This is a genomic window from Bacteroidota bacterium (assembly GCA_018692315.1).
In the GTDB taxonomy this organism is placed as follows: domain Bacteria; phylum Bacteroidota; class Bacteroidia; order Bacteroidales; family JABHKC01; genus JABHKC01.
The window spans coordinates 1-17,200 of record JABHKC010000062.1; the positions used below are offsets into that span (position 1 = coordinate 1).

15 protein-coding genes are annotated in these 17,200 nt (G+C 30.2%); 9 read left to right on the forward strand and 6 right to left on the reverse strand.

Annotation, left to right across the window (positions count from 1 at the left end):
• Positions 1-181: 181 nt before the first annotated feature.
• From HN894_05125 to HN894_05135, 3 genes are all read right to left on the reverse strand, one after another.
• On the reverse strand, positions 182-3,124 hold the full coding sequence (locus HN894_05125) for a pyruvate, phosphate dikinase (protein ID MBT7142700.1): 2,943 nt from the start codon (positions 3,122-3,124) through the stop codon (positions 182-184).
• A 585-nt stretch (positions 3,125-3,709) separates the two neighbouring features.
• Entirely contained in the window at positions 3,710-4,540 is an 831-nt protein-coding gene (locus tag HN894_05130) for a carboxypeptidase-like regulatory domain-containing protein (GenBank protein ID MBT7142701.1), read from the reverse strand.
• Positions 4,541-4,556: 16 nt separating this feature from the next.
• On the reverse strand, positions 4,557-6,602 hold the full coding sequence (locus HN894_05135) for a hypothetical protein (protein MBT7142702.1): 2,046 nt from the start codon (positions 6,600-6,602) through the stop codon (positions 4,557-4,559).
• A 240-nt stretch (positions 6,603-6,842) separates the two neighbouring features.
• Between HN894_05135 and HN894_05140 the strand changes: the two genes are divergently transcribed.
• The 6 genes from HN894_05140 to HN894_05165 all read left to right on the forward strand — a co-directional run bounded on the left by HN894_05140 (position 6,843) and on the right by HN894_05165 (position 12,099).
• Positions 6,843-7,619, forward strand: a complete 777-nt coding sequence (locus tag HN894_05140; protein MBT7142703.1) for a hypothetical protein — start codon at positions 6,843-6,845, stop codon at positions 7,617-7,619.
• A gap of 45 nt (positions 7,620-7,664) precedes the next feature.
• Positions 7,665-8,339, forward strand: coding sequence for a DUF4332 domain-containing protein (locus HN894_05145; protein ID MBT7142704.1), 675 nt, complete (start codon positions 7,665-7,667; stop codon positions 8,337-8,339).
• Between the two features lie 18 nt (positions 8,340-8,357).
• Entirely contained in the window at positions 8,358-9,671 is a 1,314-nt protein-coding gene (locus tag HN894_05150; GenBank protein MBT7142705.1) for a hypothetical protein, read from the forward strand.
• A 66-nt stretch (positions 9,672-9,737) separates the two neighbouring features.
• The gene (locus tag HN894_05155; protein MBT7142706.1) at positions 9,738-10,673 is read left to right on the forward strand and encodes a T9SS type A sorting domain-containing protein; all 936 of its coding nucleotides are present in this window, start codon (positions 9,738-9,740) and stop codon (positions 10,671-10,673) included.
• A gap of 84 nt (positions 10,674-10,757) precedes the next feature.
• On the forward strand, positions 10,758-11,474 hold the full coding sequence (locus HN894_05160) for an SDR family NAD(P)-dependent oxidoreductase (protein MBT7142707.1): 717 nt from the start codon (positions 10,758-10,760) through the stop codon (positions 11,472-11,474).
• Between the two features lie 367 nt (positions 11,475-11,841).
• Positions 11,842-12,099, forward strand: a complete 258-nt coding sequence (locus tag HN894_05165; GenBank protein MBT7142708.1) for an RNA-binding protein — start codon at positions 11,842-11,844, stop codon at positions 12,097-12,099.
• Between the two features lie 118 nt (positions 12,100-12,217).
• Here the strand turns inward: HN894_05165 and HN894_05170 are convergent, their stop codons facing one another.
• On the reverse strand, positions 12,218-13,195 hold the full coding sequence (locus HN894_05170) for a class I mannose-6-phosphate isomerase (GenBank protein ID MBT7142709.1): 978 nt from the start codon (positions 13,193-13,195) through the stop codon (positions 12,218-12,220).
• Between the two features lie 49 nt (positions 13,196-13,244).
• Positions 13,245-13,547 (reverse strand): Dabb family protein, encoded by a 303-nt coding sequence (locus HN894_05175; protein ID MBT7142710.1) that lies wholly within the window; start codon positions 13,545-13,547, stop codon positions 13,245-13,247.
• 68 nt (positions 13,548-13,615) lie between these two features.
• Here HN894_05175 and udk point away from each other — a divergent pair, with 68 nt between their 5' ends.
• The gene (udk, locus tag HN894_05180; GenBank protein ID MBT7142711.1) at positions 13,616-14,242 is read left to right on the forward strand and encodes a uridine kinase; all 627 of its coding nucleotides are present in this window, start codon (positions 13,616-13,618) and stop codon (positions 14,240-14,242) included.
• Positions 14,243-14,312: 70 nt separating this feature from the next.
• On the forward strand, positions 14,313-15,035 hold the full coding sequence (locus HN894_05185) for a 3'-5' exonuclease (GenBank protein MBT7142712.1): 723 nt from the start codon (positions 14,313-14,315) through the stop codon (positions 15,033-15,035).
• Between the two features lie 54 nt (positions 15,036-15,089).
• On the opposite strand, the gene HN894_05190 is transcribed toward HN894_05185, so the two are convergent.
• Positions 15,090-15,887 (reverse strand): FkbM family methyltransferase, encoded by a 798-nt coding sequence (locus tag HN894_05190; protein MBT7142713.1) that lies wholly within the window; start codon positions 15,885-15,887, stop codon positions 15,090-15,092.
• Between the two features lie 159 nt (positions 15,888-16,046).
• Between HN894_05190 and HN894_05195 the strand changes: the two genes are divergently transcribed.
• On the forward strand, positions 16,047-16,646 hold the full coding sequence (locus HN894_05195; protein ID MBT7142714.1) for an outer membrane beta-barrel protein: 600 nt from the start codon (positions 16,047-16,049) through the stop codon (positions 16,644-16,646).
• The last annotated feature ends 554 nt before the right edge of the window (positions 16,647-17,200 follow it).

Genomic DNA, 17,200 nt, shown 5'->3' on the forward strand with positions numbered 1-17,200 from the left:
AACAGGCAATTTTTATAAAACAATTTATTTTTGATGATATTTCTATTTTCTTCATGCAGTAAATGCTTTTGTATTAGACAAATGAAAAAAATAGAAATATCGCAAAAAGAGATGTTTTTAATTTTGAACTGTTTTCTTAGAGGCACTATATAACTAAAACAATTGCAAATTATTCCAAAATCTACTCCAAAATAACAGAAATTCTCTTTTTCCCGTCCATCATTATTTTTAGTGGATTTTCGAATTGGACGTGTTTGAAATATTTTGTTTCATCAATAAGTTTTTGTTTTTTAAGGACATCCCACTTCAAAATATCTTCGCTATGCTCTTGCTGAATTGAAAAATATCCAACATTCATAGAAGTAACATTATGGAAAAAATGTGAACCCGAGGATGCCTCAAGTGGATAATCTTTAAGACTCGTTTCAACAATAATTTTTGCATTAGATATTTGAGGCCAGGAAACCGGAATTCCTATCCACTTATCGCGAGTTCCCCATCTTCCGGGACCTATCAGCACATAATTTCTTTTTTCCGAAATCATTTTTTTGTTTATAGCTTCAATTTCTAAAACCATTTCCTCGGTTTTGCTTTTATCGAATTTTTCTTTATCAACAAAAATTACATCACAAATATTTTCAATCAGACCATTACCCATTGCTTTATTTGCAAATAAAACCACTTTATTTTTGTCGATTTCGTCAACATTGATGCTATAGTCAAGGCTAGTACCAATCAATGGTTTTATTTGAAGAAGATAAAATGAAGCTTTCCCATTTTTGTCTTTTTTCAGGTCAACTGCAAATTCAATTTCTACAGGTGAACCCAAAGCTTCTTTCACAAGGCCGAGAACAATCTCGATAGTTTTTGCAAGCGGAATATAATCGTATTTCAGAATATTTGCAAAGTTTACGACTCTTGGCCCGTACGAATCTATTCCGGGCTCAATAGTTTCGTTATCAGCATTATAAGTTGAAACACAATGTCTGAGCGAATTATGCTTTTCAGCTTCAAAAATATCCATTTTGACAAGACCAGCATCTTCACCTTTCATTAAATTCACATCAGAATTTTTCAGGTCAACTGCATAAAAATGCACCTGTGAATTTTTGTATTGATCTTTGGGCGAATTAATTTCAAGAGTTGAAAATTTGGGACAAAAACGAAATGCCTTTTCACCTTCAACAACATATCGCCCCAAACCTACCGCTGTCAATGCAAACCCATCTTCAGGTTTGATATGGCTAAATGGGTAATAATTGTAGGATTCAGCAACACCACTAATGTGAGGATAATATGTATCCCCGAATTGATTTCCAACAACCTCCTGTATTACAACTGCCATTTTTTCTTCATCTATTTTATAATTAATAGCTTCGATGTATGCCCTGGCTCGTTCGGAATAGACCGATGCGTAAACCAACTTAATGGCAGTTTTGCATTGCTCGAGGCGAACTTTTATATCGGAATGATTGTTTGGTAAAATATATGTTTCAAAAATTCCGGCAAATGGTTGAGTGAGAGAGTCTTCAAATAGACCGGATGACCTAATAGCAATTGGTGTTTTTATATGTTTTAATATCGATTTTAACCTTTTAATTAGCGATGTAGAAAGTCTCGATTTTGCAAAATATTTTCTAATATCGTTGTAACTGGTATTTTTTTTCACGAAAGTGTCAATGGAATTTCGCTCTCTGAAATACTCAAACTCTTCGGTACCAATTATTGATGTTTTCGGAGTTTTAATATTTATTCCCTGAACATTTTTCGAGAAATCGAAATTATAAATCAGGGTGTTTACAAAAGCTAAACCCCTACCCTTTCCGCCAAGCGAACCGTCTGACAGGCTAACAATATTTGTTTCGTCAGAAATTAAAGATTCCTCGAAAGGGATAATTTTACCAAGATTTTGTTCATTCCTAAACTTTTTGATAACGCTTGAAAGATATTCTCTTAAATCGTCGGGACTATCGAAATCACTAACTTTTGAGGGATTTAGAATTTTGGCAACCTGAATTTCGCCGCGTGCCATAAGCCAGGTAGAAAAATGATTTTTTTTAGCATGATGAAGCAAAGATTCGGCAGGAATTTCTTGAATTTTCTTCTCAAATTCTTTTAAGGATTTTGCCACTGCAATTTGATGCCCATTTTGGTTTCTATAAATAAAATTCCCAAAACCAAGATAGTGAGTTATAAAACTTTTTATTTCCTGAAGAAGATAATCAGAGTTTTTATTAATAAATGTCGATTTAAGTTCAAAAGCAATTTTGGAGTTTTCTTCTTCTGACGATTGAATAATTGTTGGGATAAATTTCATATTCTCCCTAACATATTTCACTAATTTTAAACCGGCATTTTCGTCAAGAATATTATCTTTTGGAAATTTCACATCAGTTATCATACATAACATATAATCTTGATATTGGCGGATAATGTTTATTGCATCTTCGTAGTTCGATGCAAGAATAATCTTAGGCCTTGCTTTGAGTTTCAGCAGCTTATAAAGTTCGTCGGTACTAACATCATCGATAACTCTACGAGTCTGTTCCAATACAATTTTGTATAAAAGAGGTAAATATTTCGAATAATACTTAGCCGAATCTTCAACCAAAACAATAACCCTGACTAAACCAATTTTTGTATCGTTTTCGATATTAATCTTATCTTCTACAATTTTTATCATTGCAAAAAATATTTTGGAATCGCCATTCCAAACAAAAACCTTGTCGATTGACGGAAGCTCAGCACTCTGATAAATTTCAAGGTCTCTGTTGCTATTAAGGAGTAGAAATATTGGAATGTACTGATATTTTTCTTTAATAATTTTGCTCATTTCAATAGGAGCTTTTTTATCTACTCCAAGCATAAAAATTATCAAATCGTAGTGTTTTGAATTAAGTTCATTCAGAACTTCTTCTATTGTTGAAACTCCTGAAATTCGAGGCAATGAGGTCAAATTCAGTTGACTATATTCACCGAGAACATGTTCAGAAAATCGACCGTCTTTTTCAATACTGTATGCATCATATAAATTTCCGACAAGCAAAATTTCTTTTACTTTAAAGGGCATCAAATCGTGATAAATATCTCTGTTGAAGTTGCTTTTGTTGAGAAAACGCTGCATCAGTTTTCTATGACTTTCGGGATATTCTGTCTCCTCGTTTATTGCAGCTGTAGCAGATAGATTTTGCGCTTTGCTGCTTATCATTTTTTTTGCAATCATGCTATTTAAATAGCCAGTTACTAATCCGGCTAAATTCCCAATCAAATCTCTTTCTTCTTTCAAAAAAGGACCTTCATCTATCTCTACAAATTCTTGAGTATAATAAACTTCTATTGTACCTTCCTGTAGATCAATTGTTTCAAATTTTTTTCTTTGAAGCCATTTTGTTTCTATGAAGCTTGATGTTTTCGCCACATAATTCCCAAATTTTATCCGAGCTACCGTGAATTCCGGATATTGCCATGCAGGAGGTAAAATGGAACAGATTTGAGAAAGTGTTTCCTCAATAGTTTTCCCTGACCTAATAATTTCGGAGGTACGATTTATTGCCGCAAGTTCTTTAAGTCGTTCGTCTTTTTCTGCAAGCAGCCTTTTAATACCTTCGGTCGATTTATATATTTCCATGATTTAAAAATATCTAAAATTTTTACTTTTTCAAAGCAAAATGATTTTGTTTGTATAGAGAATTTATTTCTACAATTTAACTTACTTCGGATATTTTGCAGTTACATTAAATCCCAAACCAATAAATGAGGCCTCTTCCCAATCTCCCTGACTTGCTTTTCGAGAAAAAATTGGTCCATTTGCAAAACTTGCGGCAAAATACAAACCTTCTTCTCCCAAATCTTTTATCCACTCCAAAGCTATAATAAAGTCCTCTTCTACATATATATTATGTTTTTTTAAATCGAATGAAATAGCACCATATTTAATTTGTGTTGTTAAATAAATGTTTTCTGTCAGAATATTTTCAAAAGGCAAATCATCTTCTATGGTGTAAATATTTAACCTGAAAATCAAACTATCATATTCGTTTTGAGTTATATAAAAATTAAAATTCTCGACGAATGTTGGTGCATTTTTTATGTTTATACGAATTCCGACTTCATTGCCAAGAATATTGCTTGAAAATCCGGCTTGCATCATTCGCGACTGTGCCTGACTTCCTAAAATCTTAGTTTTGAATTCTTTGGGTAAAACTACAATCTCTTCAATTTTATAGTTTGCTTTTTCCAAAACAATTTTTTGCTTTCCTGAATAGTTTTGTCGCATTTCGGAAACTATAAATGCCTTTGTTTTATATCCAATTATAGAAAATTTCAAACTATCCATATCGAACTTTTTGTCAAGAATAATTGAAAAATTACCGTTTTCGTCTGATACTGTTCCAATATTTTTATTGATTATTCCGACATTTACGAAAGCTAAAGCTGAATTAGTTTTTCTGTCGATGATTATTCCTTGAATTTCGACCTGAGAAAAAGCAGAAATTTGGGCAAGGAAAATAATCAGAACGAAATTCAATTTGAAATTCATTATTTTTTTTTTAAATCTATTTCCACAAACGAAGAAGTGCAATTTCGATTGCAACAAAAAGCAAACTAATAAGGATGAAGAGTTTCCACAATTGCTTACCCCGACTCTTTTGCGAAAGCTTTTTTGTGAGCGTCTCATCTTTCGAATCAACTATCGAATAATTATTCAAGCCATAAGCATTTATCAATTCTGCAAGTTCATTTTTTGAGAAATAAGTTAGTTCTGATTCTTTCCTATCGTAATTGAACGATATTCCATCAATAATTTTTTCGTTGGAATAGATTTCGAAATTATCAGCTTTTTTGATGTCTTTTCCTATGAATAGTTTTTTGCTTGAAATGGATTGTTGCGATGGCTTAAATTCTATAGTCTTTTTGAAATCAGTAATTTTCAAACCATTAAAATTATCAATTTTTAATCCACTAATATCAACTGATTGAGTTTCACCAATAGTGTAATATAAATTATTAGAAATTTGACTGTTAAGTGCAATATTATAAAATGTTGGGACAAAAATTGGGTGAGTAACAAAACTACTGTATTCTATATCTAAAGGAGAAGAGAATACATAAATTTTGCCCTTGGCATAAACTGCCGAACTTAAAGCAGAATTACCGTTTCGACTTCTAAGCAAACTCAAATCGTTTGATCTTGACTTTTTTGTGAAAATAAATTGCTTATAAATTTCAGGCAAACTAACTTTTTTGTTATTGTTTTTAAAAACATTATTGTAAATCAAATTGTCGTAGTCGATGAAAGTGATTGAGTTTTTTGTGCTATCAATTGATAAAATTTCGTTTATTGAGAGTTTGTTGAATAAAAGATTGTAACTTTCGATATCTCCCTCAATATCAGGAATAAAAACAACTGTACCGCCATTAGAAATAAAATTGCTTAATTCGTGAACGAATCCGGTTGAAAACCTACTTAATCCATTCACTATTATCACATCAAATGTTGAGAAACTGGAAAAATTAATACTCTTTTCGAAATTGTTGGTAATCGAAAAATAATCATCGTCTTTAAAAAGAGTTGAAATATATTTATTTTCTAATTCGGGATTTATTGCAAGAATTTTTATTTGTTCGGCAACTTTGTAGCTGAAATAGAACTTATTATCGTAGGTTATTGGGTAATCTGTTATTTCAATTCTTCCAAGAATTACCCCTTTTTTTGAATTGGTATAAGACAATTTTACAATTTCCGAATTGTTACTTTCAATATTGAAACTTGCTATAGATTTCAATGAATCATCTAAAAACAACTTCATAGGGATATTTTGATAGTTCTGATCTGAATTGTTTTTAATTCTTACAAAAAGTTCCTCGGCTTGATTAAATTTTCGCCCTGGAATTTCGAACCAACAAGAATCAATAAACAGATTATTGTTATCCTGGCTTTCAAGAGGCAGCACAAAAATATTGTAGTTTGTGTCGTTTTTTAGCTTTGCAAAATCAGTTGAGCTTTTCTGAAAATCGGAAATTAAAAATACACTTTTATTTATTTCCTTTGAATTATTTGCAGCAAGCCAGTCGTTTTGACGCAAAACTATCTTAGAAATTTTCCTGTGAGTTGGGCTTAATTCAATTTCCGCAATATTTTGCAGCAATTTTTCTTTACTCACAAAATGCTGATGCTTAGCCTCAAAATCGTTTGTGAGTAACAAATATTTTGTTTCGGCACGAAAAGCATCGGCAACCGAGACTGCTCTGTTTTTTGCAATATCTATCAATTTTCCGAGCTTTGCCTGGCCGTCCATACTGAATGAATTATCTATGTAAATAGACACAATGTCTTGTTCTTTAATCTTTTCTTCCTGCGAAAGCGGAATATAGGGCTGAGAAAATGCCAAAACCAAAAATACAATAAATAAAATTCTACATATCAAAACCAAAATATGCTTTAGCTGCGATTTGGCTTTGGTTTCTTGTTTTATACTTTTCAGAAATTCAACATTGCTAAAATAAACAACCTTAAATCTCTTAAAATTAAACAAATGGATAATAATCGGTATAAGTACCGCTGAAAGTCCAATCAAAAATGTTGGATATATAAATTGCATAATTATCTTAAATCAATTCAACAAATAGATGGCAAAAATAGAATAATTATAGTAAAATTTTGAGCTATTTGAAATTTGAATAATTGATTAATCATTTTGAGTTTTTAAGGGCGTTTCAAAAATATCTTATGTTATAGAACAAAAATATATTACTTTCGTTTTATTTAGAAAAAGTATCAAATTATAATTGTATTTATGAACAAATCTGAGTTCTAATGTTCTCAGTCAAAACACTCTAATATGAAGATTCTCAAATACACAATTTTTATTATTCTACTAAATATTTCAAATAATTTAGTTTTTGCACAAAATGTAAAAGCTTTGAAACTTGTCAAAATAAAATCTGACACCACCAGCTTGTATGAATATTCTTATACAAAAGCAGACTTGATATTTGAGGAGAAAAGCAAATATAGATATGTGAAATACAATTACGATAATTCAAATAAATTGATCACAATAGATTATTACGAAGATCTGGCTTTGTTTAGCAGTTCGTCGAAGGTGATTGAAGCTTCAAAAAAAAGAATAGAATGGGCAAATCCTGATAATACAAAAAAATCTCATACCATAACTTATGAATATAATGAACTAAATCAAGTAATTAAATTGATAAATTACATGGGCTATAGCAAATTTGTTTATGATAAGAAAAATAGAATTTCTAAACAAGTTTTTTACAACGACAATAAAATATCCTATTCGATTGATTATAAATATGATAAAAAAGGCAATTTGATTAACCATAAAAAATATCAAATTTCAGATTCCGGTGATAAATTATTAGACAATGAAACAATCTTTAAATACGATGATAAAATAAATCCATTTAAGAATTTCAATCTTATTCCTGGAAAATATACAAATCAAAACAATATTGTGAAAACTATTTCGAGAAATTTTTATCACCTTGCTGATATGAAGGATGATACAAATATAAGTGAGAATTTTTATAAATATAATGAGTTTGATTATCCAATTCAAAAAAATGGTGAAATGGAATATATTTATGAATAATTGCCCTATTCTTTTCAAAAATCAGACTATAAAACACATATAAATATGGGATACTATATTGATTTAAAGAGCATTAGTTTAGATAATTACAAGAATACTTTAAAAACTTCCTACTTACTTCCAAGTAGAAAAATGTTGCAAAAAAATATTGACCAAAATTTTGAACTTATTAAAAATCAGCAAATCGTGAATATTGAGAATTTATTTAATGTGCTGAAAACCAAAAAGAAATTGCAAATATTTTCAATTCAAAGTGGCGTAGAAACAGAATATTTGACAATACTTTTTAGAGAAATAAAAAGCAATCGACCAAATCCCACTAAAATAAAAGATTTCTCTAATATTTCTGAAGAATTAGTTTTGAAGTTAGAAAACTTAGGAATAAAAAACATGCTTCAATTATTTGATAAAATCATAAGTCCACAAAGCCGTAAAAATCTATCGCAGCAAAGTGGAATTAATGAAGATGATATTTTGAAAATTGTCAAACTATGCGACCTTACCCGAATTAGGTGGGTGAACCACACATTTGCTTTTGTGCTTTATGAGGCAAAATTCGACAGTCTTGAAAAAGTAGCAAATGCTGATTATAAGGAATTATACGAAAGCATAAAGTTGCTGAACGAAAAACGACAATTATATAAAGGAAATATTGGCTTAAACGATATGAGAATTTGTGTTGAAGCTGCCAAAAATGTATCGTTGGATATTGAATATTAGACTTGCAAAGAAAAAAATATGCGTACAATACTTTTATTTACTTTTATAACTATCTGGCTTTCACTAAATGCACAGAATATAGTAATAAATGAATTTATGTCATTAAATAATTCTACAATTGTCGATGAGGATGGTGAATTTGTTGATTGGATAGAATTATTTAATAATAGTAATTCTGCTATAAACTTAAATAATTATAAAATTAGCGATGATACTAATAATACTGACAAATGGATTTTTCCTGAAATCTTGATTGAACCTTCTGGTTTTGTATTAATTTTTGCTTCCGGAAAAGATAGGCCAGATCAATCATTTTTACATACGAATTTCAAAATAAAATCCGAAGGAGAATATATAATCCTATCTAGTCCGGCGGATTCAATTATTGATATTGTTGAACCTATTTCTTTGCCTGCGGATAAATCATTTGGCCGTCTTATTGATGGAATTGATAAATGGGTTTCACATTTTCCATCAACCCCAAATTATTCAAATAATAATAAATATCCTGAAAGAAAAATTAAGTATTCAAAAAAACCAGGATTTTATTCTTCTCCTTTTTTTCTAAGGCTGAATTGTGAAGATACAATCTATTATACTTTAAATGGATCTGAACCAACAATTAATTCATCAATTTTTTCTGACTCAATATTTGTTTCAAATACTTCTGAAAATAATATTTCATTAATTCCTACAAATCCTATTCCCTATTCTGAAAACTATAGAAGTAATCGACTATCCGGATGGCAAGCACCTGCAAATAATATCAACAAAGCTACAATTATTCGTGCAAAATCGTATAGAAACAGCACTGCAACCAGCAAAACACATACCTACTCGTATTTTACAAATGATTTTTATTATACCTTTCCTGTAATTTCATTAATTTCCGATAGTTTAAACTTCTTTGATGATACATCGGGAATTTATGTTCCGGGAATATATTTAGATTCAAATAATATTGATTGGACAGGAAATTATTACCAAAGGGGAGACAACTGGGAAAGAGTCGGGAATATAGAATATTTCGATACATCTGGCAATATTGAGATTTCTCAAAATATTGGATTTCGAATTCATGGGCAAAAATCGAGAATGGCTCCCCAAAAATCGCTTCGTATTTATGCCAGAACCGAGTATGGTAAGCCATATATTGATTATCCGTTTTTCGATGAAAGAAATTATTGGAGCTATAAGAGATTAATTCTTCGTTGCTCATATACATCTTGGTGGCGACGAAACACACTTTTTCAGGATGATCTAATCCATACAATTGTTTCTGAAAGCTCTTCTACTCTTGACGTTCAAATGACAAAACCTTCAATATTGTAAATTAATGGGGAATATTGGGGAATTCATAACATAAGAGAACGACAAGATGAAAATTATTTAGAATCGTTGCATGGGATCGACAAAGATAGTGTTGATATTATTTGTGGAAATTTGTCGGTTGAGAATGGTAGTGCTGAAACCTATATTGAACTTATAGAATTTATTGAAACTCATGATATCTCATTATATGAAAATTATGAATATCTAAAAACAAAAATAGATATAGATAATTATACTGATTATATAATATTTGAATTGTATTTTGGAAATTCAGATTGGCCTCCCAATAATGTAAAAATGTGGCGTCCACAAACACCCGATGGTAAATGGAAATGGCTGTTTTATGACTTAGATGCATCATGCGATAATCATTCTTTAAATAACTTCATTAGATTATTTGATAAAAATAACCAAGCATTATTTTTTAATGAAATAATTAAAAATCAGGAGTTTAAAAACCAGTTTTTAAATAGATTTTTGTATCATCTTAAAAACACATTTAAGCCTGAACTGCTCAGTCAAACGATTGATAAATTTGTGCAATTATATAAACCTGAGGTGGCAGAACATATTTTACGATGGGGAAATCCATTTGATATGGAACATTGGGAAGAAAGCTATAATCATTTATACATTTTTTTTAATAAAAGACCCTGCATCATTAAGGAACAAATTATTGACTTCTTTGATTTAGATACCCTCAAATTTGATTGTTCATATTATATTAGTCCATCAATTGACAGTTTATTTCCTTTTGAAGAAAGTGAAATAGTAATATCTCCAAATCCATGTTCTGAAAGTTTAACTATATCAATTGAAACCAATGCTAATTTATATGGAGATATTACAATATTCACAAATACCGGGCAACAAGTATATCATGAAAAATTCAAAAGTAATAGAAAGCAAATAAATATTAGACATTTTTCAAATGGCATATACTTTATTCATTTGAATTGCGATAACATTATAAAAGTTAAAAAACTACTAATAAACAAATAGCTAAAAAAAAGAAAATTATATAAACATGCTGTGAAAATTTGTGTAGAAGCAGCAAAAAATCCTTCACAGGATATTGAATATTAAATGAAAAAAGCAATAATAATTGGTGCAACAACCGGCATAGGAAAGGCTCTGGCAAACATCCTGATTGCTAAGAATTATAAAGTTGGCATAACGGGCAGACGAACGAATTTACTTGTTGAATTAAAAAATGAGAATCCTAAGAATTTTGCTATTCAGGCTTTTGATATTACTGATATTAACAATATTTCTAAACATTTAGAAAAGCTTGTCGATAAATTGGGCGGACTTGACTTGTTAATAATTAGTTCGGGAATTGGCAATATAAACGACAATTTGGATTTTGAATTGGAAAAGCAAACCATTGACACAAATATTTTAGGATTTACAGCAATTGCCGACTGGGCATTTAATTATTTCGACAATCAAAAATTTGGTCATCTCGTAGCAATTTCTTCTATTGGTGGACTTCGAGGAAACTGGCAAGCACCAGCATATAATGCGAGTAAAGCATTTCAGATAAATTATTTGGAAGCTTTACGACAAAAATCGAAAAAGCTTAAAACTAAGATTATAATAAGCGACATCAGGCCGGGATTTGTAGATACAAATATGGCAAAAGGCGAAGGATTATTTTGGGTTTCATCAGTAAACAAAGCCGCTAAACAAATTTTCAGAGCAATAAAAAATAAACGAAAAATAGTTTACATAACAAAACGATGGAGACTAATTGCTATACTTTTGAAATCTTTGCCGAGGCAGATTTATGATTTGATGTAATAATTTGTGTTCATTATTTTAACATTGAAATTTTATTAAGAACAAAGATTGTTTACTAATCACTTTGTTTAATAATGAAATAAAAATTAACAAAGTTTTTCAAACGAAAGCTAATTTAAAATCCATAATTAGTGTCCAAAAAAAGCAAATAAGCCAGCAAACCAAACAAATAAATAATTCAATAAAATACTTTTCAAAAATTTCATTTTCAAACACAACTGTATTTTACACATTATCAGAATATTACAACAAAATAAAATTTCAAAAAATATTTGGAAGAAATATTCATAAACAAATTAAAGAATTTGGTTGTTAGTAATAAATGTAGTTAATTCGCAGTCTATTTTTTTAATTAATATCTATTTTTATGAACATTTTTGTTGCAAAGTTAAATTACGATACTGAAGAGACCAAACTCAGAGAGGCTTTTGAGGTATATGGGGAAGTTGATTCCGCTAAAATTATTTCTGATAAATTTTCTGGGCGCTCTAAAGGTTTTGGTTTCGTTGAAATGCTAAACGATGAGGAAGCTATGACAGCCATAGCAGAATTGAACGATAGTGAACTCGATGGAAGAACTGTTGTGGTTAAGAAAGCCAAACCAAGAGAAGACAATAGAAGATAATTGAAGCAATAATGGCAAACAATTAATCTGTCAAGATAAAAAATTGTAATTTGTACTAAATGAGCGGTTTCTGAAAGAATATTTTCAGAAACCGTTTTTTTTTGTCTCTTTTTCTGATTTACAAATAAATCTCAAGTAAGCGAACTTCAGTTTTTGTAGAAATAGAATAATTCTTCAACGAAGCCGGCAAAAGAACAGTCTCCCCCATCGAAATATTTACCTCTTGATTGTTGCAAGAAATTGTGCCTGAACCTTCAACGCACATATATATCACGAATGAATCTATAGAAGTAATATCTTTTTCGACAGATTTATTCAATTTCAAAATGTTGCATGTAAAGTACTTACAGGATTCGATTTCCGAACAAGAATTTGTATTAGTTTCATATTTTGATTTATAATTTTGATGAAAACTATAATCAATTGCATCAACAGCAAGTTCGGTATGTAATTCGCGGGAGTCTCCATTTTTATCGAGCCTGTCCCAGTCATAAATTCTGTAGGTAATATCTGATGTTTGCTGAATTTCAGCCAATAAAATTCCCTTGCCTATAGCGTGAACTCTTCCTGCAGGAATAAAAAACACATCTCCGCTTTTCACTTTCTCGGAATTTAGAATTTTTCCTAAACCTTTATTTTCGAGATGTTTGAGGTAAATATTTTTATCAATTTCCTGATTGAAACCAGAAATAAGCTCTGAGTTTTCATCAGCCTGAATTATATACCACATTTCTGTTTTCCCTTTCGATTGGTGGCGTTGGTAAGCTAAACCATCATCGGGGTGTACCTGAATCGATAACACATCGCTGGCATCAATAAATTTTATGAGCAAAGGAAATTCAGAACCAAAAAATTGGTAAACTTTCTTACCAACAAGTTTGTCATTATAAATTTCAATAAGTTCGGTCAGACTCTTATTTTTTAAAAATCCGTTTGAAACAACTGAAATACTATTTTCTACACCGGAAATTTCCCATGACTCGCCGCAGTTGTTTGTTGCAGAAATATTTTTATTTAGTAAAGTTTTTAGTTTTGTCCCACCCCAAATTTTATTTTTCAGGATTGGCATAAATTTTAATGGATAAAGGTTTTTCATTGCCTTAAATTATTTGTTTAGAAACTTGCCGACATTAATAAATTTCCCATTACATTTCAATATCGACAACTGCTTTTTCGTTAGCAATTTCGTTCAAAAAATTGAGCACTTTTTTGTGTTCAGGATGCTTGCTGTATATTCCGAGAGTTTCGGTGTTTTCAAATTCAGAAATCAGAACTATATCGAATGCCGATGGAGATTTACTGAAATTTAAACCCACTTCATAATATTTTATTTCGTTTATTTTTTCTTCCAGTCCTTCCAATAATGATTTGAGCTTTTTAGCATTTTGCAGCTTTAGCCTTTCGCTTTCATGCTCTTTCAGCCTCACCATTACTATATGTTTTATCATTTTATAAAATTTAGTTCATCAATAAATTTTTATTAATTTGCGAAGATATTAATTCTAAACAAAAAGTAATGTTAATTGTAGGAATAGCAGGCGGAACAGGCTCTGGAAAAACAACGGTTGTGAAAAAAATTATTGAACTTCTTCCGCAAGATGAAGTTACAATTCTTTCGCAAGATTCATACTATCGCGACAATAGTCATTTGCCAATGGAAGAAAGACAGGAAATAAATTTTGACCACCCAAAATCGGTTGAGTTTAAGCTACTTATAGAGCATTTGAAGATGCTGATTGATGGACAACAAATTGGTCAGCCCATCTATTCTTACCTGACCTGTACACGTTCCGATGAAACTATTCCCACCGATCCGAAACATGTTGTAATTGTTGAAGGAATTTTAAGTTTGACTAATAAAAAACTTCGGGAATTACTTGATATAAAAGTTTTTGTAGATGCCGATGCCGATGATAGGCTTATAAGAGTTGTGAAACGCGATTTGGTTGAAAGAGGTCGTTCTGTCAATAAAGTTTTAGAACGATACGAAAATACTGTTAAACCAATGCACTTGCAATTTATCGAACCTTCAAAAAGATATGCAGATATTATAATTCCTCAAGGGGGAAACAATAAAGTGGCAATCAATATTTTAGCCTCTACTATTGAAAAATATTTGAGCGAAAAACCTGAACAGAATTAATTTTTGGTTTGGAGATTTGACGATTTCTTTAAAATGACTACTAATAACAGCTAAATGACAACAAATTATGATGTTAAGTAAAATAAAATTAGAAAACGTATTGTTTCTTGATATAGAAACAGTACCACAATATCAGAATTTTGAATCAGTTCCAGAAAATTTTCAAAATCTTTGGGAAAAGAAGTCGGAGTATTTCAGAACAGAAGAGCAAAATGCAGGAGATGTGTACGCACGTGCCGGTATTTATGCAGAGTTTGGCAAAATTGTTTGTATCTCGGTTGGTTTAATTAATTTCAAAAACACCAATAAATATCTTAGGCTCAAATCTTTTTATGGTGATGATGAAAAAAATTTGCTTGAAGAATTCGGCGAAATGCTTTCTAAACTTGCTCAAAAAAAAGATATTATTTTATGTGCCCACAATGGGAAGGAATTTGATTACCCATATATTGCCCGCCGCTGCCTAATCAATGGATTGAAACTTCCAAATATTTTAGATATTGCCGGCAAGAAACCTTGGGAAGTCAGACATCTCGACACTTTAGAGTTATGGAAATTTGGCGATTACAAAAACTATACTTCTCTAAATCTGCTTGTTGCAGTTTTTGATTTGCCATCGCCAAAAGACGATATTGATGGTAGTCAGGTTGGAGATATTTACTGGAATGAAAATGATATAAAACGTATTACAAAATATTGCGAAAAAGATGTTGTAGCAGTTGTCCAACTTTTCTTAAAATATCGAATTGAGGATATTATTTCGGATGAAAATATTGAAAGTGTAACTTATTAAATGCTAATTGGAAATTAGAAATTTGGTGAATGAATTTAGTTTTGTTGGCAATTTTCATTTTTTCTTAAAAGATTCAATTAATTCCTTTTCATTTTTATTGACAGCAATGAAATTAGGCCCAATAAAATCTTCATGCATAAAATTATAGTCCCTAAATTCAACAATTTTTGGGAAAATTTTTCCAACGAGATATCCAAATTCATTCAAAAGAGTATAAAAATCAATGAGTAATTTTTTCGTTGAAATATTTATATAGCCATATTCAAATTGTATGACCTTAATTCTTTTTCTTTCTAATAGATTCCGAAAGCCTACAATAGCATCGTATTCAGCACCTTCGAGATCAAGCTTTACAAAATCAATTTCATCTAATCCTTGTTCTATTGCAAAATCGTCTCCACTTGTCAGTTCTATGGATTGCAAATCTGTCGATTGATAAGAAATCCCTTTAATATCGTAAATAGATGAATGCGTGTGCGAATTGAAAATATTTATCTCCTTCGAGCAAGTTTCCGAAAATAGACCTTTGTTTATTGGAACAATATTTTTCTGTTCGCCTACTTTATTTTTCAATTGATTGAATGTATCGACTACCGGTTCGAAGGCAAAAATTTTACTTTGGGGATTATATTCTCTAAGCAATAAGCTGTAGTTTCCAATATTTGCACCACCATCAATAATTACTGCAGGATTAAACTTCGATATTTTTTTTAGAACTGTCAATTCTCCATTGCTATAAACATCGTGATTCCTATTTTCGTAAAGTCTATTTAAAGCCCTTCCGAATCCGGCAAGTTGCTTGAAAAATGAATTGTGTGTATTTCTTTTGAAAATTCGTTTTAATTCTTTCATTATATTTTATTAAAAATGCCTATCTCAATATATTGTCCAAAAGTTGCCAAATTTATATTTAATTTTCAAATATAATGGCATTTTCATTAAACATTAGCCTCGGATAAATATAATAAAAAGTCATTATCAAAACTAATTTCAAGATACAATCAATGTGAATTGAAACCTTTTCCTCATATTAAATATGGATTTTTAATTGGTTATGAATTTGCCAAACTAATTATTGGCGATAAACAAAATATTGATTTTGAACATTTTGAATATAAGTATGACGGTACTTTTTCGATAGGTTTATTTCTAGACAATCCTATTCTATTAAGTGATTTTTCTTTGCACACAGAGGTGTATTTTGCAAAACATGGCTATTCGTTTAATACATTTGTATATAATGAAGATATTGATTTTGTTGCTAATCTGTCTTCCTTAAAAGTTCCTTTTCTTATTAAATATGCTTATCCCTCAAATAAAATTCGCCCTTTCATAAACATGGGTATAGTTGGAACATATTTTATTAAAAATGAAACCCTACTTTATAAAACTACGATTTCAGAAAATACAATAGAAATAAATGATATGGAAAAAACTTCAATAATTAATGATATTGAAATAGGCTATAGCATTGGAGGTGGTATAGAATACAAACTCAATTTCAAAAACTCACTATTTTTTGAATTAAGATACAATAATCCCTATAGTGGTGGAGATTCTGAGTTTCTTGGAATTTCTACGTTTAACGTATTTACAGGAAAAAATTTCTAATAATGAGAAATCTAAAAGTTTTAAATAGGATCAATAAGAAAATGCAGAAATTTTACTAGTAACTGTAAATAAATATATACTCTTTTATATATATGTAATCGCCTTTTAAACAGCCTATAAATAAATATAAAATAATAAATTAACAATTCCTAAGGGTTTTAAATAAATCATTCAAAATGTGCGGAGATATTTTTTTATTTTCAAGGGGTAAAAGTTGCGAATGGCCACAGTTTATTTAAACACCGATTTTCGCAGCCATAATTTATACCTAATTTTGTTTTGTTATACTTTCTAAAAAAATTGGTTGTGTCACAACTGGAAATTTGTGATTACACTAAAATATGGAAATCTGAAATCTGTCTGGACAGAAATAGCTCTACTGCGAAGAATTTCTAAGGCTAATATCAAGCTCTAAAAGCAAAAAATTCAATCCTCGAACCAAATTTTTGAAAATTATCAGGCATACCAAAACATTGAGTATAAATCGTTTAGTTTAAATGTGATTGAGCTCAAGACATATTCTGTTTCGGTAAAAACTAAAAACAAACATTCCG

Coding starts and splice junctions, on each gene's coding strand:
- HN894_05145 (MBT7142704.1), top strand. CDS start 7,665: ATGGGATACTATATTGATTTAAAGAGCATTAGTTTAGATAATTACAAG.
- HN894_05160 (MBT7142707.1), top strand. CDS start 10,758: ATGAAAAAAGCAATAATAATTGGTGCAACAACCGGCATAGGAAAGGCT.
- HN894_05135 (MBT7142702.1), bottom strand. CDS start 6,602: ATGCAATTTATATATCCAACATTTTTGATTGGACTTTCAGCGGTACTT.
- HN894_05165 (MBT7142708.1), top strand. CDS start 11,842: ATGAACATTTTTGTTGCAAAGTTAAATTACGATACTGAAGAGACCAAA.
- HN894_05130 (MBT7142701.1), bottom strand. CDS start 4,540: ATGAATTTCAAATTGAATTTCGTTCTGATTATTTTCCTTGCCCAAATT.
- HN894_05140 (MBT7142703.1), top strand. CDS start 6,843: ATGAAGATTCTCAAATACACAATTTTTATTATTCTACTAAATATTTCA.
- udk (MBT7142711.1), top strand. CDS start 13,616: ATGTTAATTGTAGGAATAGCAGGCGGAACAGGCTCTGGAAAAACAACG.
- HN894_05125 (MBT7142700.1), bottom strand. CDS start 3,124: ATGCAGCGTTTTCTCAACAAAAGCAACTTCAACAGAGATATTTATCAC.
- HN894_05185 (MBT7142712.1), top strand. CDS start 14,313: ATGTTAAGTAAAATAAAATTAGAAAACGTATTGTTTCTTGATATAGAA.
- HN894_05175 (MBT7142710.1), bottom strand. CDS start 13,547: ATGATAAAACATATAGTAATGGTGAGGCTGAAAGAGCATGAAAGCGAA.
- HN894_05190 (MBT7142713.1), bottom strand. CDS start 15,887: ATGAAAGAATTAAAACGAATTTTCAAAAGAAATACACACAATTCATTT.
- HN894_05150 (MBT7142705.1), top strand. CDS start 8,358: ATGCGTACAATACTTTTATTTACTTTTATAACTATCTGGCTTTCACTA.
- HN894_05170 (MBT7142709.1), bottom strand. CDS start 13,195: ATGAAAAACCTTTATCCATTAAAATTTATGCCAATCCTGAAAAATAAA.